Genomic DNA, 23950 nt, shown 5'->3' with positions numbered 1-23950 from the left:
GCCTACTCCATGACCTTCGCGGCCAGATGCTGGGGCATCGGCTCGTAATGAGCGAATGTGCGGGTGAAGGTGGCCGTGCCGTGGCTCATCGCCCGCAGCTCGATCGCGAACCGGGTCAGGCTGGTCTGCGGAACCTCTGCCTTGATCAGGGAGCGGCCCTGCCCGACAGCCTCCGTGCCTTGGACATGACCGCGCCGGCCGGAGAGGTCGCTCATGACGGTGCCGACGTCGTCGTCGTTGACCAAGATCGACACGTGGTCGAACGGCTCGAGGAAGGTGACCCCCGCCGCTTCGGCCGCTTCTCGCAGCGCCAGCGCGCCGGCCATCTGAAAGGCCATGTCCGAGGAATCGACGCTGTGCGCCTTACCGTCGAGCAGCGTGACCTTGACGTCGACCATCGGGTACCCGGCCCGGCTCACGCCCTTCTCCATCTGATGGCGGATGCCTTTCTCGACGGAGGCGATGAACTGGCGCGGAATGGCGCCCCCGACCACCTTGTCGACGAACTCGAACCCGCCGCCCTCCGGCAGCGGATCCACCTCGATCTCACACACGCCGTACTGGCCGTGCCCGCCGGACTGCTTGACGTGACGGCCACGGCCCTCGCCGTGCCCGGCGATGGTCTCCCGCAGAGGCACTCGCAGCTCGGTCTGCTCGACCTCGACGCCGTACCGTTTGGATAGCCGCTCGAGGAGCACGTCGGTGTGTGCCTCACCCATGGTCCAGAGCACCAGCTGGTGCGTCTCCGGGTTGTTCTCGACCCGCAGCGTCGGCTCCTCGGCCACCAGCCTGGACAGGCCCTGGGAGAGCTTGTCCTCGTCCGCCTTGGTCTTGGCGACGATGGCCACCGGCAGCATGGGCTGCGGCATGTCCCACGGCCGCATCAGCAACGGGTTGCCGGGGTCGGACAGAGTGTCTCCGGTCTCGGCCCGGGAGAGTTTGGCCACGGCCACGATGTCTCCGGCGTGGGCCTGCCCGATGGGGCGCTGGGTCTTGCCGAGCGGGGAGGAGAGCGCGCCGATGCGCTCGTCTTCGTCATGTTCTTCGTGACCGCCGCCGGTCAGGAAATGCCCGGACACGTGTACGGGGATGTCTGCACGCAGCGTGCCGGAGAAGATACGGGTCAGGCTGATCCGCCCGACGTAGGGGTCGGTGGTCGACTTGACTATCTCAGCTAGCAATGGCCCGGCCGGATCGCACGTCAGGCCGTTCTTGACGGCACCGTCGACGGACGTGACCTCCGGCATCGGGTGCTCGCCGGGGGAGGGGAACGCGCTGGTCATCACCTCGAGGAGCTCGGTGGTGCCCAGGCCGGAGGCTGAGCAGACCGGCAGCACGGGATGGAACGAGGCGTGAGCGACCGCCTGTTCGAGATCGTCGATGAGGACCTTGGGATCCAGCTCTTCACCACCGAGATAGCGTTCCATGAGGGTCTCGTCCTCGGACTCCTCGATGATGCCTTCGATCAGCTCGCCACGCGCTTCTTCGAGGCGCACCGCATCGGTCTCGCCGAGTTCAGCCGCCGTGCGGGCCCCGTCGCGGTACTCGTGAAGCTGGCGGCTGATCATGCCGATCAGTCCCGTGACGGGCCCGCCGGCGTCGGGAACCGGCAGATAGAGGGGGAGAACCTTCTCTCCGAAGACCTCCCGGCAGGCACTGAGCGTGCCGGCGTAGTCGGACCTCGGATGGTCCAGTTTGGTCAGGACCAGTGCGCGGGGCATGCCCACCGTGGCGCACTCGGTCCAGAGCATCCGGGTGGTGCCGTCGATCGGCTCGGCGGTGGAGACGACGAAGAGGGCGCAGTCCGCGGCCCGCAAACCGGCCCGCAGATCTCCCACGAAGTCGGCGTAGCCGGGGGTATCGAGCAGGTTGATCTTGACGCCGGCGTGTTCGATCGGCGCGAGTGAAAGGTTCACGCTGCGTTGCTGCCGCACCTCGGCGTCGTCGTAGTCGCTGACGGTGTTGCCGTCTTCGACCCGCCCGGCGCGGCTGACCGTGCCGGTAGCCGCTAGCAACGCCTCGACGAGGGTGGTCTTCCCGGCTCCGGTATGCCCGACCAGGACGACGTTTCGCACCTCGCTGGCTGCCGGCGGCCCGGTATCAGCGCCGGCAGCACCTCCTGAGTTTCGATCATTGGAGTGTCGGCTCGCCATGGCGCCCGCCTTTCTCTCGTGGCGGCGCCGTCGCCTCCTGCATCGTCGGTCTCGCGGGTGTCAGCGCCGACCATCATGCGTAGTGGTGAATGCCACTCTGCTGCGCTAGACGAGGATCCGCAAGGGGCAACCAAGGATCCATCTCCTACGATGGCGGGGCCAGGTGGGTGTTTTTCGGGGGACACCGCCGGTCGCAATCCGCACCACCCATGTTCGACTCGTTGTCCGACCAAGAATCGACGAAACCAGGCAGATGCTTGACAAGTACACGCGCGTTTACACCACGCGCATCCTCACTCCAGTTGCGCGTGCCCTGACGAAGGCCCGCATCAGCCCGGACGCGGTGACCATCGTCGGCACCATCGGCGTGACGGCGGGCGCGCTCGCGTTCTACCCCCGGGGCGAGTTCCTCGTGGGCACGCTTGTGATCACGGCGTTCGTCTTCGCCGACAACATCGACGGCATCATGGCGAGGCTGTCGGGCCGCAAGAGCACGTGGGGGGCGTTCCTCGACTCGGTTCTGGACCGGGTGGGTGACGCCGCGATCTTCGGTGCGCTGGCGCTGTGGTTCGCCGGTGACGGGGACAATCTCCGGATGACAGCGCTGCTGATCGCCTGCCTGGCGCTCGGCGCGGTCGTCTCGTATGCGCGGGCCCGGGCCGAAAGCCTCGGCTACACCGCCTCCGGTGGCATCGCCGAGCGTGCCGACCGCCTGGTGGCGGTACTGGTGACCACTGGCCTGGTGGGATTGTTTGGATTGCCGGTTGTGGTGCTGGAAGTTGTGCTCTGGCTGCTGATGAGTGCCAGCGCGTGGACGGTGTTCCAGCGCATCCGCGAGGTGCGGAGGCAGGCGATCCAGGCATGACGAGCTTCGCGGACCGGCGCAGATATCTCATGTACAGCGCCGGGTGGGCCGCCGTGCGAGCGATGCCGGAACGCGGCGCCTACGGGTTGTTCCGGACCATCGCCGACGTCGCGTGGCGCCGGCATGGATCAGCGGCGCAGGGCTTCGAACGCAACCTGGCCCGGGTGGTGCCCGACGCGAGCCCGGGCGAGCTTCGTGACCTGAGCCGGGCCGCGATGCGGTCCTACCTGCGGTATTGGTGCGACGCGTTCCGGATCGGCGACTGGAGTCAGGAACGCGTCACGAACCGGGTGCGCACCATCAACGAACACCGCCTACGGGAGCCGCTGGAAAGCGGGCAGGGGATCGTCGTGCCCTTGGCACATATGGCCAACTGGGACCATGCCGGCGCATGGGCCGGATTGACGGGCATCTCCGCTGCCAGTGTCGCCGAACGGCTGCGCCCGGAGGAGCTGTTCGAGAAGTTCCTGGCCTACCGGACGAGACTGGGACTGATCATCTGGCCACTTTCGGGTAGTGATGTGAACATCATGGCCAAGCTGACCGAACACCTCGAGGGAGGTGGACTGGTATGTCTGCCGGCCGATCGAGATCTGTCGCGGCGTGGTGTTCCGGTCACCTTCTTCGGCGAACAGACCAGAATGCCGGCAGGCCCGGCTATGCTCTCGTTGCGCACCGGAGCCGCATTGGTGCCGATGACCTCGCACTACGAGGGCAAGGAGCCGAACCACGGCATCGTGCTCGAGTTCCACGATCCTATCGAGGTTCCCGAGCAGCGCGCCGGCCGAATAGCTGCGATGACGCAGCGCGTCGCTGATGCTTTCGAAGTGGGCATCAGCCAGCATCCGGAGGACTGGCATATGGCACAACGGCTCTTCTTGTCCGATTTTCCCGCCGAAGACCCTCGGCAGGCGCACGACGGTAAGTTCGTCTCGTGAACATTGGAATCGTCTGCCCGTACTCCTGGCAGGTCCCGGGCGGCGTGCAATTCCACATCCGGGACTTCACCGAGGAGCTGATGGCGCGTGGGCACAACGTGTCCGTCCTCGCGCCGGGCGGTGACGACGACGTCGTGCCGTCCTATGTGGTGAAGGCGGGGCGCCCCATATCGGTGCCGTACAACGGCTCGGTGGCGCGCATCCTGTTCGGCCCGCGCGCGGCCGCCCGCGTGCGGCGCTGGCTCACCGACGGCAAGTTCGATCTAGTGCACATTCACGAACCCGAGACGCTGAGCCTGGGACTGCTGGCCACCTGGTGGGCCGACGTCCCGGCGGTGGCCACATTCCACCAGGGCTCGAAGCGTTCCCGCGTGCTCAGCGCCGCGCACGGGATCTTGCAGTCGACTCTGGAGAAGCTCAGCGCTCGCATCGCGGTGTCCGAAGAGGCCCGGCGAACTATCGTGCAGCACTTGGGCGGTGACGCGGTGCTCATCCCGAATGGACTCTACGTCGACCGTTTCGACGTGCAGCCCCGCCCCGACTGGCAGGGTGATGGTGGCACCCTCTCGTTCCTCGGCCGGGTCGACGAGCCCCGCAAGGGCTTGCCGGTGCTCCTCGCGGCATGGCCGACCATCCACACCGACTTCCCCGGCGCCCGGCTGCTGGTCGCCGGCCCCGGCGACGTCGAAGAGGCCCGCGCGCAGATTCCGGCTGAGCACCGCGACGCGGTGACATTCCTCGGCGCCGTGACCGACGACGAGAAGGCCGCCATGCTGGCCAGTAGCGACGTCTACATCGCGCCGCACACCGGCGGTGAGTCGTTCGGCATCGTCCTGGTCGAGGCGATGGCGGCCGGGGCGCCGGTGCTCGCGAGTGATCTCGCCGCGTTTCGCGCCGTGCTGGACGACGGCAGGCTCGGCTCGCTGGTTCCAGTGGGCGACGCGGATTCTCTCGCGACCGAGGCGTGCGCACTCCTGGCCGACGATGAACGCCGGCAGCGCTACCGCGACGCCGCTTCGGCGGCAGTGCGCCGCTACGACTGGTCGGAGATCACGACCGAGGTGCTGTCCGTCTACGAGATGGTTCTCGCCGTCGGCACGCCGGCGGCCAGCCGCCGATTCCGGATGCCGGGTCGATAGTGTCCACCTTTGTGATCTGGATTCTGGTTGCCGGTGGCGTACTGCTGCTGTTGGGCATCTACCTCTCCTGGACCGCGGGACGTCTGGACCGGCTCCACGCCCGCGTGGACGCCTCCAGGGCGGTGCTCGACGCGGAGCTGCTGCGGCGCTCGGCGTCGGCGCTGGAGCTGGCCACGTCCAACCTGCTCGATCCCGCGACGTCAGTCGTGATCGCCGACGCCGCGTCGCGGGCTCGCACTGTCGACGAGGACGGCCGGCACCAAGCTGAAAGCGATCTCACGGCCGTGCTGGGTGCCGCCCTCGACGAGCCTGAGGAACTGGCCGTCTGGCGGGATGAGGAACCGGAGCTCGCCGAGGCACTGGGTGAGCTGGGGATGGCCTGCCGGCGCGCGGCACACGCCAGGCGATTCCACAACGAGCTGGTCCGCGGCGCGCAACGGCTGCGCCGCAAGCTCCTGGTGCGCTGGCTGCGACTGGCCGGGCACGCACCGTGGCCGGAGCCTGTCGAACTCGACGACACCGTGCCCCGCGCCTTCAACGGCTGACCTCCTCATGATCATGAACACTAAGTGACCATATTCGTCAACTAGTGTTCATCATTGTGACGAGACGTCTGCATGGCGCTTCGGGGGCCGTGAGCTTAGCGGTCTTGGTGGCTCTTTCCGGTTGCCAGGCCCCAAGCGCCTTGGAGGAAGCGACCGCAGAAGTCCGCAGTCGGGCGCTGGCGCTTGAGGGCGAGATCGCAGAAGCGGTCGGTGACATAGACGAGGCACGGGTACGAGGTGCGGTACTGGCGACGGCGGAGTCGCCGGGTGCCTCCAGGCAGGTCTTCCATGTCGCGGACGGAGAGAATAGCGCTGTGGAGATCGGAGTGTCGTTTAGGGCGCGTGCCATAACCGGCGGTGGCTGGACTTACGACGATGCAACGGTGATTCTGTGCGTCCGATACACAGTGGAGATCGACACGAGGCGGACTGCCATGGCAGATTTGCCATGTCCGGACGACCACGTCGCCGGCCAGCGCGGGGACGGTGGATTCCCGCAACCTGTCACCCTCGAATAGCCAAGCAGTTCGGTGGCTCGAGCCGCGAACGCATCACACGGAGCGACCGTATGTTCACGGAAGATGCCGCGCGAATCAGGTGTCGCCGATGCCGCGGCGGCGCAGGTAGCGCTCGAACTCCCGGGCGATGTGTTCCCCTGAGGCTTCGGGGAGATCGATGGCGTCGGAGGCTTCTTCGAGCCGGCTGACGTACTCGGCGACATCGCTGTCTTCTTGGGCGAGCTCTTCGACGCCGTGCTGCCACGCTTCGGCCTGCTCCGGCAGGTCGCCCAGCGGCACCGCCATCTCCAGCAGGTCCTCCAGCCGCCGCAACAGCACGACGGTGGCCTTGGGGCAGGGGGACTGGCCGACGTAATGGGGAACTGCGGCCCAGAGCGAGATCGCGTCGAGCCCGGCGACCGTCGCAGCGTCCTGGAAAACGCCGACGATGCCCGTGGGGCCCTCGTAGCGCGACGGCTCCAGGCCCAGCGCGCTGGCACCGTCTGGATCGCTCGTCGTGGCGGTGACGGGGACCGGGCGGGTGTGCGGCACGTCGGCGAGGAGCGCTCCGAGGGAGATCACCTGCTCGATGCCGAGTTCCGCCGCAGCCCCCAGCAGCTCTGCGCAGAAACCCCGCCAGCGCATGTTGGGCTCGATACCCCGCAGGAGCACGACGTCGCGAGAAAGTTCGGGGCTCTGAGCGATGGTGATCCGGGTGGTGGGCCAGCGCACGCTGCGGATGCCGTCGGCGTCGAGGGAGACGACGGGACGGTTGACCTGGAAGTCGTAATACTCATCAGGATCGAGCGACGCAAGCGGTTCGGCTTGCCAGATCTGCTCGAGGTGTTCAACGGCGGCCGTCGCCGACTCGCCGGCATCGTTCCACCCTTCGAACGCGGCGATGAGAACCGGCTCGCGCAGTTGCGGAACGCTCTCGAGTTCGATCACTCTGATCCTTCCCCGTCGGTGACACTGTCAACAGTCAGACTACGAGGCCACACCGCGAGCGTCGCGGTCGCCGGGGCGTGTCTGACTGGTTGAGGGTGCATCCGTTGATGGTTTCACATCCGATTCCGCCTCGCGCTGCAGGACGCAACGTAGCGTCCTGCGGACTGAGCCCGATGACGCTCGAGTTGCAGGACACAACGTAGCGTCCCGCAGCGGGCAGTCGGTGACATGCGAGGATGGGACCGTGTTATCCCGAAATCCGGCCGCCGTCCTGTGGGATATGGACGGCACCATCGTCGACACCGAACCACTCTGGATCGCCGCCGAGCAAGACCTGGTCAAAAGCCACGGCGGGGTGTGGACCGAGGCGGACAGCCTGGCGCTCGTCGGCAGTGAACTGCTGAAGGCGGGGGAGTACATCCGGAACAAGGCCGGTCTCCCGATCACTGCGGCCGAGGTCGTCGATCGCCTGCTCAGCGAGGTACTGGCCGGTGTCAAACAGGGCGTCGAGTGGCGCCCGGGAGCCGTGGAGCTGCTCTCGCAGCTGAGTGCGGCCGGTGTGCCATGCGCGCTGGTGACAATGTCTTACCGCGTACTCGCCGACGCAGTGATCAGCCAGCTGCCCTCCGACACGTTCGCCGCCGTGATCACCGGTGATTCGGTCAGCAAGGGTAAACCGCACCCCGAGCCGTACCTCGCCGCCGCCGCGGAGCTCGGGGTGTCCCCGGCCGACTGTGTGGTCATCGAGGACTCACCGACCGGCGTTGCCTCCGGCATCGCGGCCGGAATGCCGGTGCTGGGCGTTCCGAACACCGTCGGCCTCGAGCCCCGGCCGGGCTTGGCGCTCGTCGAGACGCTTGCCGGCATCGATCCCGCCGGACTCGTCGCCGCGTTCGGAGCCGGCCCCGCCGGCCGCTGAGCCACGGTCCGCAGACCCGTCGTTCAGCGATCCAGCGAGTACAAGAAGCGCCCACATGTGTTCGTCCCCCTTTGAGGATCCGACGGTCTATGGGCCCGGCAAATGGGGTCTTTCCATGGTGTGCTGGGCATGGCGAGCGCGACCATCAGCTGGCGAGGCAGACCGATGGCGAAGCCTCCCCTCGACCGAGCCTGCTGGGCGAGGAAACACCCCATTTGCCGGGATCACCTATTCGGTGGTGATCGCCCGCAGCACGTCGAGCTTGGCCGCCCGCCGGGCCGGCCACACCGCCGCCAGCACGCCGACCACCGCGGACATGACCACGAACGCAATCAGCTGCCCGAGCGGCACGTCCAGGACAGCGAGCCCGTCGTCGGAGAGCGCCTGCTGCAGCGAGATACCGAACAACAGCCCCAGCCCGATGCCGAGCACCGCACCCAGCACCGCGATGGCGATCGACTCCAGCCGCACCGTCCGGCGAAGCTGCCGGCGGCTCAGGCCCACCGCCCGCAGCAAGCCCACCTCCCGGGTGCGTTCCAGCACTGAGAGCGCCAAGGTGTTGACGATGCCGAGGATGGCGATGAGTACGGCCAGGCCCAGCAGCGCGTAGACGATGTTCAGCATCTGGTCTATGCCGTCGCGGGATGCCTGCTTGTATTCCTCCCGGTTCTGTACCGTCACCGTGGGAAGTTCCGCCGTCGCCTGGTCGAGGGCGGCCTGCACCTGCGTGATGTCGGCTCCGTCCGCGGCCAGGACATAAAGCGTCGAGTCGGCATCTGGCAGCCCGGCGGCACGCGGCGTGTCCAGCCCGACGAGGAAGCCACCGCCGAGCAGCGGGTGGTCGTCGTCGTAGATGCCGGCCACGGTCACCTCGGCATGACCGCCGGTGACATCGAACCTGACGGTGTCCCCGATGTCGATGCCGTCGCGGTCGGCGCGACCTTCGCCCACGATGGCGCCGTCCCCGGACACGTCGAGGGCACCCTCGACCATCTCGATCGGACTGGCCTGGTTGAAGGCGTCCGGTTCCAGGGCTGTGATCATGTCCTGGGATCCGTCGACGACGGCGAACACGTAGCGCACGACGGCGACGGTGTCGACACCCTCGGTCTGTTGGGCCCGTTCGCCGACCTCGGGCGAGAACGGCTGCCCGGGAGTGGCATTGGCGATGACGAAGTCAGCGTTCAGGCCATCGTCGAGCGCCTCGTCGGTGCTTTTCTTGGTCGACGCGCCCACGACGGCGATCGCCGAGACCAAGGCCAGGCCGATCATCAAGGCGGAAGCGGTCGCGGCCGTCCGGCGCGGATTGCGCATCGCGTTCTGCTTGGCGAGCCGGCCGGTGGTTCCGAAGACCCGTGGATACCAGCTGGTGATCACCGAGATGATGGGAACCGAGATGATGGGTGCCAGCAGGGCCACACCGACGAAGACCGCGAGGACACCGGCGCCGACGAAGAGCAACGCATTGGTCGCGATGTCGGCCAGCCCGGCCACCATGGCCGCGGCGCCGACGACGGTGACGGCGCCGCCGATCAGCCAGCGCGTGCGCCGTGAAGACTCCGGCAGTGTGGCGTCCTCGCGCATCGCGGCGATCGGTGGGATCTTGGCGGCGCGGCGCGCTGGCACGAAGGCCGCCACCATGGTGACCAGCACTCCGACCACGTAGGCGACAACGACGGTTCGCGGCTGGAGGACGAGCCCGGTCCCGAAGTCCATGCCGAACGCGGCGAAGACCACCTGCAGCAGCCAGGCGATGCCCAGCCCGAGCACGAGCCCGAGTGTGCCTCCGACCAGACCTACGACCACGGACTCGATCATCACCGACCGGGTGACCTGCCGTCGCTCGGCGCCGAGCGCACGGAACAGCGCCATCTCCCGGCTGCGCTGTGCGACCAGGATCGAGAACGTGTTGAGGATGAGGAAGACTCCGACGAACAGCGCGATGGCGGCGAACACCAGCAGGAACGTGTTGAAGAACCCGATGCCTTCCTCGACGGCCGAGGCGAACTCGTCGTCCACCTCCGCTCCGGTACGTGCCTCCAGGGTGTCCGGCAAGACAGCAGCGACGCTCGCGCGCAGCTCCTCCGGTTCGATACCGGCCTCAGCGGTGATCTGGACCTGGCTGAAGGCGTTCTCGCCGTCCAGGAAGAGTTCTTGTGCGGTGCTGGTCTCGAAGGCCACCAAGCTGGCACCGGCCAGGCTGCCGTCATCGCCGAACCGGACGATCCCCACGATGTCGGCGGTGATCCTGGGCTCGTCTCCCAGCGTGATGATCGAGACTTCGTCCCCGATCTCGTAGCCGGTCTTGTCGATGGTCTGATCATCGACGACCACCTCTCCGGGCCGTTCGGGTGGACGGCCGTCGACGAGCTGGAGAACGTCGTCGCCATCCTCGGCCATCCCTTCGAGGTAGTTCACGGCGATGCCTGGAGCACCCGCGACGCCGACGACCTTGTCGTCCTTGTCGAGGATGTAGACGCTGGAGTTCTCCACCTCGCCGATCGCTCGCTCCACACCGGGAACTTGGGCGATTTCGTCGACGACGGCGGCGGGCACGGCCACGCCGGCGCCTGAACCAGCCATCGAGACGAACGAGTCTTGGCCTTCCGGCGTCGCGGGCCCGACGACGACGTCGGCGTTGAGGTCGCTGAAGATGTCGCTGAATGTCCGGTTGAGTGTGTCGGTGAAGACGAAGGAGCCGACGACGAACGCCACGCCGATGACGATCGCGAAGGCGCTCATACCGAGCCGCAGCTTGCGGGCGGCGAGACTCTTGAGAGTGGCGCGCAGCATGGGCTTACGCCACCTGCCCGGCGGTCGTGGCGTCGAAGCTCTTCATCCGTTCGAGAACCTTCTCGGCGGTGGGATCGATCATCTCGTCGACGAACTGGCCGTCAGCGAGGAAGAGCACCCGGTCGGCGTGGGCCGCCGCCCCAGGGTCGTGGGTGACCATGACGATCGTCTGGCCGAATTCACGGACCGACCGGCGCAGGAACGCGAGGATCTCGGCGCTGGAACGCGAGTCGAGGTTTCCGGTGGGCTCGTCGGCGAAGATGATGTCGGGTTGGCTGACCAGCGCACGGGCGCAGGCGACGCGCTGCTGCTGGCCGCCGGAGAGTTCGTTGGGCTTGTGCTTCAGCCGGTCGCCAAGTCCGACGGTGGCGACAACCGTGGCGAACCATTCCTGGTCCACCTTGGTGCCGGCGATGTCGAGGGGAAGGGTGATGTTCTCCTGGGCAGTCAGCGTGGGCACCAGGTTGAAAGCCTGGAAGATGAAGCCGAGCCGGTCACGGCGGATCCTGGTCAGCTTCTTGTCGTTCAGGGAGCTCAGCTCGACATCGCCGATGAAGACCTGGCCAGTACTAGGAGTGTCCAGCGCGGCCATGCAGTGCATCAAGGTCGATTTGCCGGAGCCGGACGGTCCCATGATCGCGGTGAATTGCCCGGCGGTGAATTCGACGCTCACACCGCCCAGCGCCACCACTTGGGTATCCCCGGAACCGTAGACCTTGGTGAGGTCAACGGCATGGGCCGCTGGAGGGCCGGCTTGATGGGTGCTGGTCACAGTGACTCCTCGGTCTCGTTGTTCACTATGACCACCGTAGGGGTGCATCTGCGCTGCTAGATCACATCTTGGAGGGGTCTGGCCGCTCCACCGGACGAACGAGCCGGGCGCGGCTGTCATCCCGGAGAATGAGCCGGAGACCCCGACTTGTCCCCGACCCGCCCTCGATCTGCCCCGACCTGTCCCCGATCTGGTTGCGGGCTACCGGCGATAGCGCTCGATCTGGCGCTCGTTGTGATCGTCGCCGCCGTCGACGTTCTGACTGACCAGAACCGGGACGTCTGCGCCGTTGCCGGCCAGCAGTTCCGCGGCGCGCACGGTAATGGCATTGACGGCGGCACACGCCAGAATGGTGGAGACGGCCCCGGTGCCGGCGCTCGCGAGGTCGACCGTGGTATCGCCGAACGGGGCGTGCGTGTCCACCACGATGTCAGCGACCTCATACAGGCGGCGGCCGGACACGTGCCGTGAGCTCGCGCGGCGGGAATGCTCCAGGCTGGTCACAGCCACGACGGTGAGGCCGCGCTCGCGCGCTCCGGCGGCCATCTCGATGGGCACGGGGTTGATCCCCGAGTGAGAGATCACGATCAGGACCTCTCCGGGCTCGACGGACGTGTGCTGCAGAATCGTGCCGGCATAGCCCGGCAGCCGCTCGACCGTCGAGACGCGGGACGGGTCCGTGGGGGAGAGGGCAGCGTCGAAGAGTAGGTTGACCGCAGCGAGTCCGCCGGCCCGCACGGTCGGTTCGATCGCTGCCAGCATGGAGTGCCCGCTGCCGAAGACGTGCAGAACCCCTCCGGCGGTGATGCTTTGGGCGACGCGCTGGCCGGCCTGATCGATGGCGCTGGTCTCGTGCTCCTCGAGCTGGGTGAGCAGGCGCCGGATGGCCTCGAGATACGTGGTGGTGGCAGCGGGCATCGAGCAACTCCAGTAGTGGCTGGGCCAGGGAACATGCCGCTCGGCGGGATATGTCACCGGACCGCCTCAGGCGCGAGGCAGCGCCGGATGAGTTTATAGACCGTCGGTCTAGCTAACTGAACAACCGAGGCGATAATATCCCCCTCAACACCGTACTAAGAAGATGACCACTGGTATGTTCATCGGATCGCGAGAGGTAGTGATGGCCCGGCCCTCGGTCAAACCCCGGCAAGTGCGCGACCTGTTGGTGAAACAGTTCATCAACACACTGCAGCCTGCCGACGTGCTCCCGTCCGAACGCAGCCTCGCCGAGCTGTTCGGCGTGTCGCGGGTGACAGTTCGTGCGGCGCTGAAGCTGCTGGAAGAGGAGGGCCTGCTGAGATCGGCACCGGGGGTGGGCACGTTCGTCGCGGCTCCGCACGTGTCCAAGGCGCCGGTGCTGAAGTCCTTCTCCGAAGAGATCCGGGAACGCGGCTGGACCCCCGGCTCGCGGCTGGTGGAGGCGAACGTCGCCGAGGCTGATTTCAATGTTGCCCACGACCTCTCCATCGAGCCCGGCTCGGAGTTCTACGAGATCATCCGGGTTCGGCTGGCTGACGAGGTCCCGTTGTCCATCGAGCGAGTCCGGTTGCCGGCGCGGCTGTTTCCCGGGCTGCTCGATCACGACTTGGAAGCATCGCTGTACGCGCTGTTCGCCAAGGAATACGGCATCCGGATATCCCGGCACGAGCGCCGCATCAGCGCGATGAACATCGACACCCCCACGGCCGAACTGTTCGGCGTCCCCGAGCGCGCGGCAGGGCTGTATGTGGTGCAGAGCGGCTACGACCAGCACGGCCGCAAGGTCGAGCACGGGCGCTCGCTCTACCGCGGTGACCGCTACGACTTCAGCACCGTGACGTTCACCCAGCAGGACAATGCATGACCGATGCGGGAGCTGGAGCGCTCGGGACCCGTGGGACGGCGTGGAAACCCGAGACCCGGCTGTACTCCGACGGCGTCGTGACGGGTACGGACGGCGCACCCGTCGTCGTTCCTCCCCATTCCGGTGTGCTCCGGTACCCGGGCACCGCTTTTCTGGATCCCGCGGGTGCCAAGCTGCCCGGTGCGGCAGCGGCGACGCTGGAACAGGCCGAGCGCGCGCGGGCGTGGCTCGAGCGGGCCGCACTGCCTGGAGGTGACACTCCATACGCGGACATGGCGCAAGTGGCCGTGACCGACATCGACGCGCTGACCTTCCCGAACGGAGCCGCGGTGGCGGCGGGCAGCCCGTACTGGCGTTACGTGTGGCCGCGAGACACGGGTTTCATGGCGGTAGCCCTGTGTCTGATCGGCCGGCATGACGACGCGCGGCGGCAGCTGGAGTACGTCGCGGCGATGCAGGAGGACGACGGCGGCTGGCAGGCCCGCTACCTGCCGGACGGCTCGGGCGACGTTCCGGACGGCAGGGGCCGGCAGCTGGACGGCAACGGCTGGACCCTGTGGGCGAGCTGGGTGTGGTGGAAGACCGGTGGTGGGGAGCCAGGGCCCCTGATGAGCATGATCGACGCAGCCGTACGGGCCGGCGTGGACGCGCTCGATCCGGTAACGCACCTGCCGCGCGCGTCGCAAGACTTCTGGGAGATGGACGTTGAAGAAGCCACACTCGGTTCGGCGGCACCATTGCTTTTCGGCCTCCGGTGCGGCCGGGATTTGCTGGCGGGCAGCGGCGATCCGAGCCGGGCGGCCCTCGCCGAGCAGGCTCACAACGCCGCGACGGGGTTGAGTGCAGCGATCGACGAGCAGTTCGGACGGCACGGGTACTGCCGCCGGGTAAGTGGTCGCGGGGGGCGCGATGCCTCCGTCGCCTTCCTGCTGCCGCCCTTCCGGCCTCCCTCTGAGCTAGTACACGTGGCCTGGCGCGAAGCAGTCGACGCGACGACGGTCGCCAACGGCGGCGTGCGGCCCGGCGAAGAATGGACCGATCGCGCCACCGCGTGGACGCCGCAAGTCTCCCTGCACGCCCTCACCGCGGCGGCCACCGGCGAGACAGCCATGGCGCACCGGCTGCTCAGCTGGCTGGATCTGCGCCGGACAAGGCTCGGCTCGCTGCCCGAGAAGGTCACTGCCGCCGGCACACCGGCTGCCGTGGCCCCGCTAGGACTCACCGGCGCGACAGTGTTGATGGCGCTGGCCGAACTGGAGGGTCGAGCACTGCCGGTACCAGCCTCGGCAGAACCCACGGAGAATAACGTCTCGGCGCCGGGGTCTTAAGGGGGAAACCGTGAGCGAGCCTGGTCAGGTGCGGGTAGCCATTCTCGGCGCGGGCGGACGCGGCCGGGAGGCCTACGGAGGCTGGATCCCCCGGCACCCGGAGCGGGCGCGGGTATGTGGCGTCGGCGCCCGGCCGCGACCCCGGAGACCATCGCGGCCACGCTGGAGGCGCCTGCGGGTTGGTGAGCGTATCTGGGGCGCTGAGTGACTCCGGGGCCCTGAGGGGTTCCGGGAGATGGAGTCTCTCCATGGTGTGGTGGGCATCAGCGAGGGAGATCGATGGCGAAGCCTCCCTGCGACCGAGTCTGCTGGGCAAGGAGAGACTCCATCTCCCGGAGCCGCTCAGCCCTAGAGCACTCAGCCCTAGAGCACTCAGAGAGCGCCCGGCGTGACGAGGCCACTTTCGTAGGCATAGATCGCGGCCTGGACGCGGTCGCGGACCCCGAGTTTGGTCAGCAGGTTGCCGACATGGGTTTTGACGGTGGTCTCGGAGACCACGAGCTCGGACGCGATCTCGGCATTGGACATCCCGCGCGCCACCATGATCAGAACTTCGCGTTCTCGTGCGGTCAGGTGGGACAGGCTGGCCGGGGTGGGAGCGTCGCTGGCGGGCAGCCGGGCCGCGAACATGTCCAGCAGCCGCCGGGTGACACTGGGCGCCACCACGGAATCGCCGCGGGCCACGGTGCGGATCGCGTTCACCAGCTGATCCGCCGGGACGTCTTTCAGCAAGAACCCACTGGCTCCGGCTCGCAACGCTTCGACGACATACTCGTCGAGATCGAAGGTGGTGAGCACCAGTACGCGGGGTGGCTCCTCCCGTGCGGTGCCCGTGATGGCGCGGGTGGCCTCGACGCCGTCCATTCGCGGCATCCGGATGTCCATGAGCACGACGTCGGGCAGCAAAGCGCGGGTGGCGGCGAGAGCGGCCTCTCCGTCCCCGGACTCACCGACGACAGCGATATCGGACTCTGCCTCCAGGATCATCCGGAAGCCCGTGCGCAATAGAGGTTGATCGTCGACGAGAAGGACCCGGATCGGGTGGGTCTCCGTCATCTTGGCACCGCCGCATGTTCAGAAGGGTCGAAAGGTATCCGCGCCCGTACCTCGTACCCGCCCTCCGGACGTGGCCCGACCGCCAACGTCCCACCATAGAGGGTGACCCGTTCTCGCATGCCGAGCAGGCCGTGCCCGCGGCGGCGGTCCTCGAGGCCGGCCGCCATGCCGCGGCCGTCGTCGCGCACGCGGACCAGCAAGGCGTCGGCGGTGCGCGACAGCTGAACCTCCGCCTTCGACGGGCCGGCGTGCTTGAGGGTGTTGGTCAACGCCTCCTGCACGATCCGGAAGACGGTCACGTTGACCCCGGCGGGAACGTCATGCAGACCAGGTTCGACGACGAGGTCCACGTGCACTCCGGCGGCGCGTACCTGCTCGATGAGTTCCTCGAGGTCGGCTACACCGGGTTGGGGGCCACGGTGGGTTGTCCATTCCGGCGCCTGGCGTTGCTCGCTCCCGCGAAAGATGTCGAGGAGCCGGCGTATCTCGCCGAGAGCCGCGCGACCGGTGCTCTCGATTGACCGTAACGCCTCGGCGCTGCCCTCGGGATTCCGGTCGAGCGAGCGCTGGGCGCCCGCGGCCTGAACGGTCATCACCGAGACGTGGTGGGCCACGACGTCGTGGAGCTCGCGAGCGATCCGCGAGCGTTCCTCGATCAGCGCGGCGCGTAGTTCGGCGTCGCGGCTCTGCTCCAGCTGGTCGGCGCGCGCTTCGAGCGCGCTCGTGTAGATCCGCTGCTGGCGCATGCCATGACCGATCACGACCGCGCCGCCGAAGCCCAGAGCAATGAACAAGAGGTTGTACGTGAACGTGCCGCGGAGGCTGACCTCGTCCAGTGAGAGCACGAGGAAGGTCACCGTCACGGCCAGATGGACGCCCAGCGTCGCCAGAGCCATGCCCAACCTGGCGTAGGCGCCCACGGAATAGGCGGCGATCAGCATGATCGGCAACGCTGTCAGGGCGGCATAGTCCCATTCGAGATACAGCAGCATCGCGACCGGGACGAACAGCCCGACCGCCCCCGGATACCGGCGGCGTAGCAGTAGCGGAAGGGTGGTGAGCACGATGATGAACACGCCCAGGGCGTCACCGTCCAGATGAGCGCCGACGGTGTCGGAATACAGGAAGATGGACCCGACCCCGACGGCGAGCAGCACCGTCACCAGCACACCGTCGAACAACCTCGGATTGAAGCGTGAATGTGGGAGGGGCCGCCCTGTCATGTACACCAACGGTAGGTGGCGACTTCGGCGAAACTGTCATCCTCAGCGCGGATCGATGGTCTCCGCCCTCAGGACGATTGCCTGGCAAGCCAGCGGTATGCCTCAGAGATCAGCGCCGGAGGTCCTGGGCGACGGAGCCTCGGTGTCGGACTCCAGCGCGACCGGCGACTCAGGTACGGGCGGCGGGGTGCCGCCGAACTCCGGGCATAGCGCCTGATGGGCGCACCAGTCGCACAAGCGGCTGGGGCTGGGCCGCCAGTCTTTGTTCTCCGTAGCGCGGTTGATGGCGTCCCACAACGCGCCGAGTTTGCGTTCGGTGGCGCGCAGATCGGCCTCATCGGGCTCATATCGCAGGATCTCGCCGCTTCCGAGATAGATCAACTGGAGCAGGCGTGGAACGGTGCCGTGGAGGCGCCAGAGCACCAGCGCGTAGAACCGCATCTGGAACATGGCGCGTTGTTCGAATCCGGCGCGGGGCGCCTTGCCGGTCTTGTAGTCAACCACCCGCATCTCACCCGTGGCAGGCGCCCGGTCGAGCCGATCAACATAGCCGCGTAGCCGCAGCCCGGAGTCCAGCGTGGTCTCGACGTAGAGCTCACGCTCGGCCGGCTCGAAGCGCTGCGGGTCCTCGAGTGTGAAGTAGCGCTCGACAAGCTGCTCGGCGCTGGTGAGCCACGTCTCCAGAGCGGCGGCTTCCGCGCCGAAGAGGTGGGCGACCTCCGGCTCAGCGGCCAGCAACTGATCCCATGCCGGGCGGATCAGCCGGATGGCTACGTCCGGCGTACGCTCCGCAGCCGGCAGCTCGAACAGCCGCTCCAGGACCGTGTGCACCACTGTGCCGCGCGCGGCGTCGGGGCTGGGGGGCTCGGGAAGCCGGTCGATGGTGCGGAAGCGATACAACAACGGGCAACTCATGAAATCAGCGGCGCGAGAGGGCGACAGGCTCAGCACCGGCGGAGGAGGATGCTCGCCAGCCGTGGAGGCGTTGCTCGCCACTGGTGTATTCATTGCCGAGAAGCGTAGACGACCAGACCGACAATGTCGGCCGGGACAACCGGCGTTCTGGTCCGGTGGGTCTGCGTCAGGCTCTGAGGGGCGGCCGTAGGCTTCGGGGTATGCGGATCGGCGGCTGGCAAAACCTTCGACTCGGGCGAATGGCCGGAGTACCTGTTTACGTCAGCCCCACCTGGTTCATCGTGGCAGCCGTCATCACCGTCGGGTTCGAACCGTTCGTCGGACGCAGTTTTCCGGATCTGGGCGCGGGCACTTACGCGATCACCTTCGCCTTCGCCGTGCTGCTTTACCTGTCGGTATTTCTGCACGAGGTGAGCCACGCGCTCACCGCGCTCGGCTTCGGCCTGCCGGTACGTGGAATCACACTGCACTTCCTCGGGGGGCATACCGAAATCGAACGGGAGTCGCCCACCCCCGGGCGCGACCTGCTCGTGTCGGCCGCGGGGCCTGCGGTTTCGCTGGCCCTCGGCTTGCTGGCCTATGCCGCCTCGGTGCCCGTCACCGGTGACATCGCGGAATACCTGCTGCGAGTGCTGGCCGCGGCGAACATCATCGTCGGGGCCTTCAATCTGCTGCCGGCACTGCCGCTGGACGGCGGGCACATGCTGCGTGCCGTCGTGTGGCGGATCAGCGGCGACGAGCACCGGGGGACGCTGGTCGCGGGCCGGGCCGGGCAGGTCCTCGCAGTCCTGGTGCTAGGCGTGCCGTTCCTCGCCGGAGGCGGGCGCCCAACGACGTTCGGGCTCCTGTGGGCCGTACTCGTGGCGGCGATGCTCTGGACCGGCGCGACGCAGAGCCTGGCAGTCGGGCGGATGCGCGCCAGGCTGCCGCAGCTGGATCCAGGCCGGCTGGCCCGGCCCGCGGTAACGGTCCAGGCCGACCAGCCGGTCTCGGAGGCGCTGCGCCGGGCGAGTGAGCAGAGTGCCACCGCGATGGTCGTCGTGGACAGCGCCGGCCGCCCGACCGGCCTGGTCAGTGGGGCGGCGCTGGCGGCTATGCCGGAAGAGCGCCGGCCATGGGTGCCCATCTCCGACATCGCGCGGTCGCTGCGCGACGGGATGGTGGTCAAGCTGGACGTCCGCGGTGAAGACCTGCTCCGCGCCATCCGCGCGGATCTCGCATCCGAGTATCTCGTCGTCGACGAGGACGGGGCGGTGTACGGAGTGCTGGCCGCCGCTGACGTCGACGCCGCGCTGTCCGGCCGTTGAGAGTCCGCGCGTGTAGGAGCGCCGGATAGTGAGCGTGGCCCCTGCTCGCGCGGGTTGTGGCGGCGCCCGGATAGCCTTCGTCGCATGCCGACGACCGAGACAAGACGACGTTCCGGTCCGTTCCGGGTGGGCGATCAGGTCCAGCTCACCGACCCGAAGGGACGTCATCACACGATCACGCTCGAAGCAGGGCGTGAGTTCCACACCCACAAGGGATCATTCGAGCACGATGCTCTGATCGGGCAGCCCGAGGGCAGTCTGGTCACGTCAACCGGCGGAACGGTCTATCTGGCGCTGCGTCCATTGCTCTCCGACTATGTCCTGTCGATGCCCCGCGGCGCCACGGTGATCTACCCCAAGGACTCCGCGCAGATCATCGGGATGGCTGACATCTATCCCGGCGCCAGGGTGGTGGAGGCCGGAGTGGGTTCAGGAGCGTTGACGATGTCACTGCTGCGGGCCGTCGGCGCCGAGGGGCAGGTTCATTCCTACGAACGCCGGGCCGACTTCGCGAAGATCGCGACGCAGAACGTGGAACGTTTCTTCGGGGGACCGCATCCAGCCTGGCAATTGACCGTCGGCGACCTGGCCGATGAGATCGACGACGCCGACGCCGACCGGGTGATCCTCGACATGCTGGCTCCGTGGGAGTGCCTGGATGCGGTGGCGCCCGTCCTAGTACCAGGTGGCGTTCTGTGCGTCTATGTGGCGACCACCACACAACTGTCGACGGTCGTCGAGGCGTTGCGGGAACACCGAGGATTCACCGAACCCATGAGCAGCGAGACGATGCTGCGTACATGGCATGTGGAAGGGCTCGCGGTGCGGCCGAGCCACCGGATGGTCGGGCACACCGGATTCCTGGTGACGACACGCCGGATGGCTCCCGGAGTGCCGGCTCCGTTGCGGAGACGGCGGCCGGCCCCGAGCGCGCAGAACCGCTCTGACGAGGGTGGGGACTGAGGATCGCGACCGGATGCGGCTGGGGTTGGGTGATCATCTACGTCACCATCTCGTCACGACGAGCCTATGGGCGGCGCAATCTGGCTAAGCGAATGTAGGGTCAGGTTATCGAGGAAGCCTGACGAGGAGGTGCGACCGTGGCAACGCATGACGACGGCTTCGAGCACACACGTCGAGGATCGGGGCGTGAGCCCTCTGAGCTCGCTGGTGAGGTGGCCTTTCTCGAGGCCCGCCTGGCTTCGGTCAACGCACAGAACGAACGGTTGTCGGTGACTCTGCGCGAGGCCCGCGACCAGATCGTGACACTGAAAGAGGAGATTGACCGGCTGGCACAGCCCCCGTCCGGTTTCGGCACATTCCTGTCCCGCTACGAGGACGGGACGGTGGATGTGTTCACCGGCGGCCGCAAGCTTCGGGTGGCGGTGAGCCCGGAAGTCGACATCGCCTCTCTGCAGCCTGGGCAGGAGGTCATGCTCAACGAGGCACTCAACGTGGTGCGAGCGCTGGAGTACGAGCGTGTCGGCGAGGTCGTGATGTTGAAGGAGTTGCTCGCCGACACCGAACGCGCATTGGTCATCGGGCATACCGACGAAGAACGCGTCGTCCACATTGCCTCGCCGCTGCGTGACTCTGGATTGCGGTCCGGGGATTCGCTGCTGCTCGAACCCCGTGCGGGCTTCGTGTACGAGCGTATTCCGAAGAGCGAGGTCGAAGAGCTGATCCTCGAAGAGGTCCCGGACATCGACTACCTGGACATCGGCGGCCTCCGTGGCCAGATCGACCAGATCCGCGACGCGGTGGAGCTGCCGTATCTACATGCCGACCTCTTCAAAGAGCATCATCTTCAGGCACCCAAGGGCGTGCTGCTCTATGGCCCGCCGGGCTGCGGTAAGACACTGATCGCCAAGGCTGTCGCCAACTCTCTCGCCAAAGAGGTCGCCCGCAAGACCGGAAAGTCGGAGGGCAAGTCGTACTTCCTGAACATCAAAGGTCCAGAGCTGCTGAACAAGTATGTGGGGGAGACCGAGCGCCACATCCGGCTGGTGTTCCAGCGGGCTCGGGAAAAAGCCAGCGAGGGCACGCCGGTCATCGTCTTCTTCGACGAGATGGACTCGTTGTTCCGTACCCGCGGCTCAGGTGTCTCCTCCGACGTCGAGAACACCATCGTTCCCCAGTTGCTGTCGGAGATCGACGGTGTCGAGAGCCTCGAGAACGTCATCGTCATCGGTGCGTCCAACCGGGAAGACATGATCGACCCCGCCATCCTGCGGCCGGGCCGGCTGGACGTGAAGATCAAGATCGAGCGTCCTGACGCTGAAGGCGCGAAGGATATCTTCAGCAAGTACCTCACCACCGATCTGCCGCTGCACGCCGACGACGTCGCCGAGCACGGTGGCGACAAAGCGGCGACGGTCGAGGCGATGATCCAGCGGTCGGTCGAGCGCATGTACTCCGAGACCGACGAGAACCGGTTCCTCGAGGTCACATACGCCAACGGTGACAAGGAAGTGCTGTACTTCAAGGACTTCAACTCCGGTGCGATGATCCAGAACATCGTCGATCGAGCCAAGAAGATGGCGATCAAAGACGCACTCGACACCGGCGTCAAGGGTATCCGCGTACAGCATCTGCTCAATGCCTGCTTCGACGAGTTCAAGGAGAACGAAGACCTCCCGAACACCACCAACCCGGACGACTGGGCGCGTATCTCCGGCAAGAAGGGCGAGCGTATCGTCTTCATCCGGACGCTGGTCGCCGGCAAGACCGGCAGCGAGGCCGGCCGGTCGATCGACACCGTTGCCAACACCGGCCAGTACCTCTGACACTCACTCACATTCACGCGTAGCGCTCACGCCTAGCACTCACGCCGGACCGTGGTCGCGAGCACATCGGTTGCCGCGCCACGGTCCGCGTGCGTCAGTGGTCAATCGCGTGGCCGGCTACTGGTGATCGGGCTTCTCTCACGTAGGCTCGTTGCATGAGCGTACGCCGCATTATGGGCATCGAGACCGAGTACGGCATCTCGGTGCCGAGCAATCCCGCAGCCAACTCGATGCTCACGTCGTCGCAGGTGGTGAACGCTTACGCGGGCCAGCGTGCCCGGGCCAGGCGGGCGCGCTGGGACTTCGAGGAAGAGAACCCGCTGCGCGACGCCCGTGGCTTCGAGCTCTCCCGCACCGGCGCCGACCCGAGCCAGCTCACCGACGAGGAAATCGGCCTGGCGAATGTCATCCTGACCAACGGCGCGCGACTTTACGTCGACCATGCACATCCCGAATACTCTTCGCCCGAGGTCACCAACCCGCTCGACGCGGTCATGTGGGACAAGGCGGGCGAGCACATCATGGCCGAGGCCGCGCGCTTCGCCGCACATGTTCCGGGCACAGCACCTATCCAGCTGTACAAGAACAACGTGGACAACAAAGGCGCCTCGTACGGATGCCACGAGAACTATCTGATGAACCGGGCCACGCCGTTCGCCGACATCGTCCGGCATCTGGTGCCGTTTTTTGTCTCCCGGCAGGTGGTCTGCGGCGCCGGACGTGTCGGCCTCGGCCAGGACGGCGGCCGCGACGGGTTTCAGATCTCGCAGCGCGCTGACTACTTCGAGGTCGAGGTCGGCCTCGAGACCACCCTCAAACGGCCGATTGTCAACACTCGTGACGAGCCGCACGCCGACCCGGAACGTTATCGGCGCCTTCATGTGATCGTCGGCGACGCGAATCTCTCGGAGATCTCCACGTATGTGAAGCTGGGGAGCACAGCGCTGGTGCTGACCATGATCGAGGATGGCTTCCTCGGCTGGGACCTTGCGATAGAGCGCCCGGTGACGGCCCTGCATGAGGTCTCGCACGATCCCAGCCTGCAACACCAGGTGGAGCTCACCGACGGCCGCAGGCTGACCGCGGTGCAGTTGCAGACCGAATACGCGGAGCAAGCCCGCAAGTTCGTCGAAGACCGTTACGGCTCGGACATCGATCCGGTCACCGCGGACGTCCTCGATCGCTGGGAGTCGATTCTGACCGCTCTCGGAAACGATCCGATGTCGCTGTCCGATCAGCTCGACTGGGTGGCGAAGCTGGCACTGCTCGAGTCATATCGCGAACGCGACGGACTCGACTGGTCCAATCCGAAACTCCAGCTGGTGGACCTCCAGTACTCCGACGTGCGCCCCGAGCGGGGGCTGTACCACCGGCTGGTGGCCAAGTCGCGGATGAAACGCCTGCTGAACGAAGAGCAGGTGACTCGTGCGGTCTATGGTCCGCCGGAAGACACCCGGGCATATTTCCGGGGGCGCTGCCTGGACAAGTACGCCGAGACCATAGCCGCCGCATCGTGGGACTCGGTGATTTTCGATCTGCCCGGCCACGACGCACTACAGCGCGTCCCCACCCTCGATCCGCGGCGCGGCACCAAAGCACACGTCGGTGCGTTGCTGGATCGTTGTGACACGGCGGCGGAACTGGTCTCGGAGCTGACCGCGCGTTAGAGGTCGCGCAGAATGGGGCGCCTGATAGTGAGCGGGGTCGGGCGCCTGGATGGCAAGGCGGAGGAAGGAGTCGCACTGGGTTTGTGCGTCGACTGACGACAACGCCGCCAGCCAGGATGCTCGGGTACGCGAGCCAGGCGACTCCCATTCTGCGCGGCCTCTTAGGGGCTGGGCTCGGCGTTCCGTCTCAAGGAACGGAACGTCGAGCGCACCGCGCTCAGCAGGCGGTTCGCTCAGGGCGAAGGATCTTCTGCGG

At 66.9% G+C, this 23950-nt stretch carries 19 protein-coding genes; 11 read left to right on the top strand and 8 right to left on the bottom strand.

Annotated elements, in window-relative coordinates:
* Positions 1-2 precede the first annotated feature (2 nt).
* Positions 3-2153 (bottom strand): elongation factor G-like protein EF-G2, encoded by a 2151-nt coding sequence (locus F7O44_RS03425; protein ID WP_162448748.1) that lies wholly within the window; start codon positions 2151-2153, stop codon positions 3-5.
* Between the two features lie 253 nt (positions 2154-2406).
* Here F7O44_RS03425 and pgsA point away from each other — a divergent pair, with 253 nt between their 5' ends.
* The 4 genes from pgsA to F7O44_RS03405 are packed head-to-tail and all read left to right on the top strand — an operon-like array spanning position 2407 to position 5640.
* The gene (gene pgsA / locus F7O44_RS03420; RefSeq protein WP_162448747.1) at positions 2407-3018 is read left to right on the top strand and encodes a phosphatidylinositol phosphate synthase; all 612 of its coding nucleotides are present in this window, start codon (positions 2407-2409) and stop codon (positions 3016-3018) included.
* A complete protein-coding gene (locus F7O44_RS03415) occupies positions 3015-3956 on the top strand; it encodes a phosphatidylinositol mannoside acyltransferase (protein ID WP_162448746.1) in 942 nt (313 codons plus the stop codon). The genes pgsA and F7O44_RS03415 overlap by 4 nt, the downstream gene beginning before the upstream one ends.
* Positions 3953-5095: a glycosyltransferase gene (locus F7O44_RS03410; protein ID WP_162448745.1), complete on the top strand. Its 1143-nt coding sequence runs from the start codon at positions 3953-3955 to the stop codon at positions 5093-5095. The genes F7O44_RS03415 and F7O44_RS03410 overlap by 4 nt, the downstream gene beginning before the upstream one ends.
* An 11-nt stretch (positions 5096-5106) precedes the next feature.
* Positions 5107-5640: a hypothetical protein gene (locus tag F7O44_RS03405; protein ID WP_222851002.1), complete on the top strand. Its 534-nt coding sequence runs from the start codon at positions 5107-5109 to the stop codon at positions 5638-5640.
* 593 nt (positions 5641-6233) lie between these two features.
* Here F7O44_RS03405 and F7O44_RS03400 read toward each other — a convergent pair.
* On the bottom strand, positions 6234-7085 hold the full coding sequence (locus tag F7O44_RS03400; RefSeq protein WP_162448743.1) for a PAC2 family protein: 852 nt from the start codon (positions 7083-7085) through the stop codon (positions 6234-6236).
* A 244-nt stretch (positions 7086-7329) separates the two neighbouring features.
* Here F7O44_RS03400 and F7O44_RS03395 point away from each other — a divergent pair, with 244 nt between their 5' ends.
* On the top strand, positions 7330-8004 hold the full coding sequence (locus F7O44_RS03395; RefSeq protein ID WP_222851001.1) for an HAD family hydrolase: 675 nt from the start codon (positions 7330-7332) through the stop codon (positions 8002-8004).
* Positions 8005-8232: 228 nt separating this feature from the next.
* On the opposite strand, the gene F7O44_RS03390 is transcribed toward F7O44_RS03395, so the two are convergent.
* The 3 genes from F7O44_RS03390 to F7O44_RS03380 all read right to left on the bottom strand — a co-directional run bounded on the left by F7O44_RS03390 (position 8233) and on the right by F7O44_RS03380 (position 12487).
* Positions 8233-10797, bottom strand: coding sequence for an ABC transporter permease (locus tag F7O44_RS03390; protein WP_162448742.1), 2565 nt, complete (start codon positions 10795-10797; stop codon positions 8233-8235).
* Positions 10798-10801: 4 nt separating this feature from the next.
* Positions 10802-11569 carry an ABC transporter ATP-binding protein gene (locus F7O44_RS03385; RefSeq protein WP_343073803.1) on the bottom strand — a complete coding sequence of 256 codons (768 nt, stop codon included), beginning with the start codon at positions 11567-11569 and terminating at the stop codon, positions 10802-10804.
* Between the two features lie 201 nt (positions 11570-11770).
* Entirely contained in the window at positions 11771-12487 is a 717-nt protein-coding gene (locus F7O44_RS03380; protein WP_162448740.1) for a sugar isomerase domain-containing protein, read from the bottom strand.
* A gap of 163 nt (positions 12488-12650) precedes the next feature.
* Between F7O44_RS03380 and F7O44_RS03375 the strand changes: the two genes are divergently transcribed.
* Positions 12651-13412, top strand: coding sequence for a GntR family transcriptional regulator (locus F7O44_RS03375; RefSeq protein WP_162448739.1), 762 nt, complete (start codon positions 12651-12653; stop codon positions 13410-13412).
* Entirely contained in the window at positions 13409-14740 is a 1332-nt protein-coding gene (locus tag F7O44_RS03370; protein WP_162448738.1) for a glycoside hydrolase family 15 protein, read from the top strand. Before F7O44_RS03375 ends, F7O44_RS03370 begins: the two co-directional genes overlap by 4 nt.
* A gap of 372 nt (positions 14741-15112) precedes the next feature.
* On the opposite strand, the gene F7O44_RS03365 is transcribed toward F7O44_RS03370, so the two are convergent.
* From F7O44_RS03365 to F7O44_RS03355, 3 genes are all read right to left on the bottom strand, one after another.
* Positions 15113-15796: a response regulator gene (locus F7O44_RS03365; protein WP_162448737.1), complete on the bottom strand. Its 684-nt coding sequence runs from the start codon at positions 15794-15796 to the stop codon at positions 15113-15115.
* Positions 15793-17019, bottom strand: coding sequence for a sensor histidine kinase (locus tag F7O44_RS03360; RefSeq protein WP_162448736.1), 1227 nt, complete (start codon positions 17017-17019; stop codon positions 15793-15795). The genes F7O44_RS03365 and F7O44_RS03360 overlap by 4 nt, the downstream gene beginning before the upstream one ends.
* A gap of 102 nt (positions 17020-17121) precedes the next feature.
* Positions 17122-18027, bottom strand: coding sequence for a RecB family exonuclease (locus tag F7O44_RS03355; RefSeq protein ID WP_162448735.1), 906 nt, complete (start codon positions 18025-18027; stop codon positions 17122-17124).
* Positions 18028-18173: 146 nt separating this feature from the next.
* Between F7O44_RS03355 and F7O44_RS03350 the strand changes: the two genes are divergently transcribed.
* The 4 genes from F7O44_RS03350 to dop all read left to right on the top strand — a co-directional run bounded on the left by F7O44_RS03350 (position 18174) and on the right by dop (position 23694).
* On the top strand, positions 18174-19241 hold the full coding sequence (locus F7O44_RS03350) for a site-2 protease family protein (RefSeq protein ID WP_222851000.1): 1068 nt from the start codon (positions 18174-18176) through the stop codon (positions 19239-19241).
* Between the two features lie 84 nt (positions 19242-19325).
* The gene (locus F7O44_RS03345; RefSeq protein ID WP_162448733.1) at positions 19326-20204 is read left to right on the top strand and encodes a tRNA (adenine-N1)-methyltransferase; all 879 of its coding nucleotides are present in this window, start codon (positions 19326-19328) and stop codon (positions 20202-20204) included.
* 137 nt (positions 20205-20341) lie between these two features.
* Positions 20342-22027, top strand: coding sequence for a proteasome ATPase (arc, locus tag F7O44_RS03340; protein ID WP_162448732.1), 1686 nt, complete (start codon positions 20342-20344; stop codon positions 22025-22027).
* Positions 22028-22182: 155 nt separating this feature from the next.
* A complete protein-coding gene (gene dop, locus F7O44_RS03335) occupies positions 22183-23694 on the top strand; it encodes a depupylase/deamidase Dop (protein WP_162448731.1) in 1512 nt (503 codons plus the stop codon).
* Positions 23695-23950 lie beyond the last annotated feature (256 nt).

It is taken from the genome of Phytoactinopolyspora mesophila (genome assembly GCF_010122465.1).
Lineage (GTDB): Bacteria > Actinomycetota > Actinomycetes > Jiangellales > Jiangellaceae > Phytoactinopolyspora > Phytoactinopolyspora mesophila.
The sequence above is the reverse complement of the archived record's forward strand: the minus strand, read 5'-3'. Positions and strand labels throughout refer to the sequence as shown.

Coding starts and splice junctions, on each gene's coding strand:
- F7O44_RS03425 (WP_162448748.1), bottom strand. CDS start 2,153: ATGGCGAGCCGACACTCCAATGATCGAAACTCAGGAGGTGCTGCCGGC.
- F7O44_RS03360 (WP_162448736.1), bottom strand. CDS start 17,019: ATGACAGGGCGGCCCCTCCCACATTCACGCTTCAATCCGAGGTTGTTC.
- F7O44_RS03380 (WP_162448740.1), bottom strand. CDS start 12,487: ATGCCCGCTGCCACCACCACGTATCTCGAGGCCATCCGGCGCCTGCTC.
- F7O44_RS03415 (WP_162448746.1), top strand. CDS start 3,015: ATGACGAGCTTCGCGGACCGGCGCAGATATCTCATGTACAGCGCCGGG.
- F7O44_RS03370 (WP_162448738.1), top strand. CDS start 13,409: ATGACCGATGCGGGAGCTGGAGCGCTCGGGACCCGTGGGACGGCGTGG.
- pgsA (WP_162448747.1), top strand. CDS start 2,407: ATGCTTGACAAGTACACGCGCGTTTACACCACGCGCATCCTCACTCCA.
- F7O44_RS03375 (WP_162448739.1), top strand. CDS start 12,651: ATGACCACTGGTATGTTCATCGGATCGCGAGAGGTAGTGATGGCCCGG.
- F7O44_RS03365 (WP_162448737.1), bottom strand. CDS start 15,796: ATGACGGAGACCCACCCGATCCGGGTCCTTCTCGTCGACGATCAACCT.
- F7O44_RS03350 (WP_222851000.1), top strand. CDS start 18,174: ATGGCCGGAGTACCTGTTTACGTCAGCCCCACCTGGTTCATCGTGGCA.
- F7O44_RS03390 (WP_162448742.1), bottom strand. CDS start 10,797: ATGCTGCGCGCCACTCTCAAGAGTCTCGCCGCCCGCAAGCTGCGGCTC.
- F7O44_RS03355 (WP_162448735.1), bottom strand. CDS start 18,027: ATGAATACACCAGTGGCGAGCAACGCCTCCACGGCTGGCGAGCATCCT.
- F7O44_RS03345 (WP_162448733.1), top strand. CDS start 19,326: ATGCCGACGACCGAGACAAGACGACGTTCCGGTCCGTTCCGGGTGGGC.
- dop (WP_162448731.1), top strand. CDS start 22,183: ATGAGCGTACGCCGCATTATGGGCATCGAGACCGAGTACGGCATCTCG.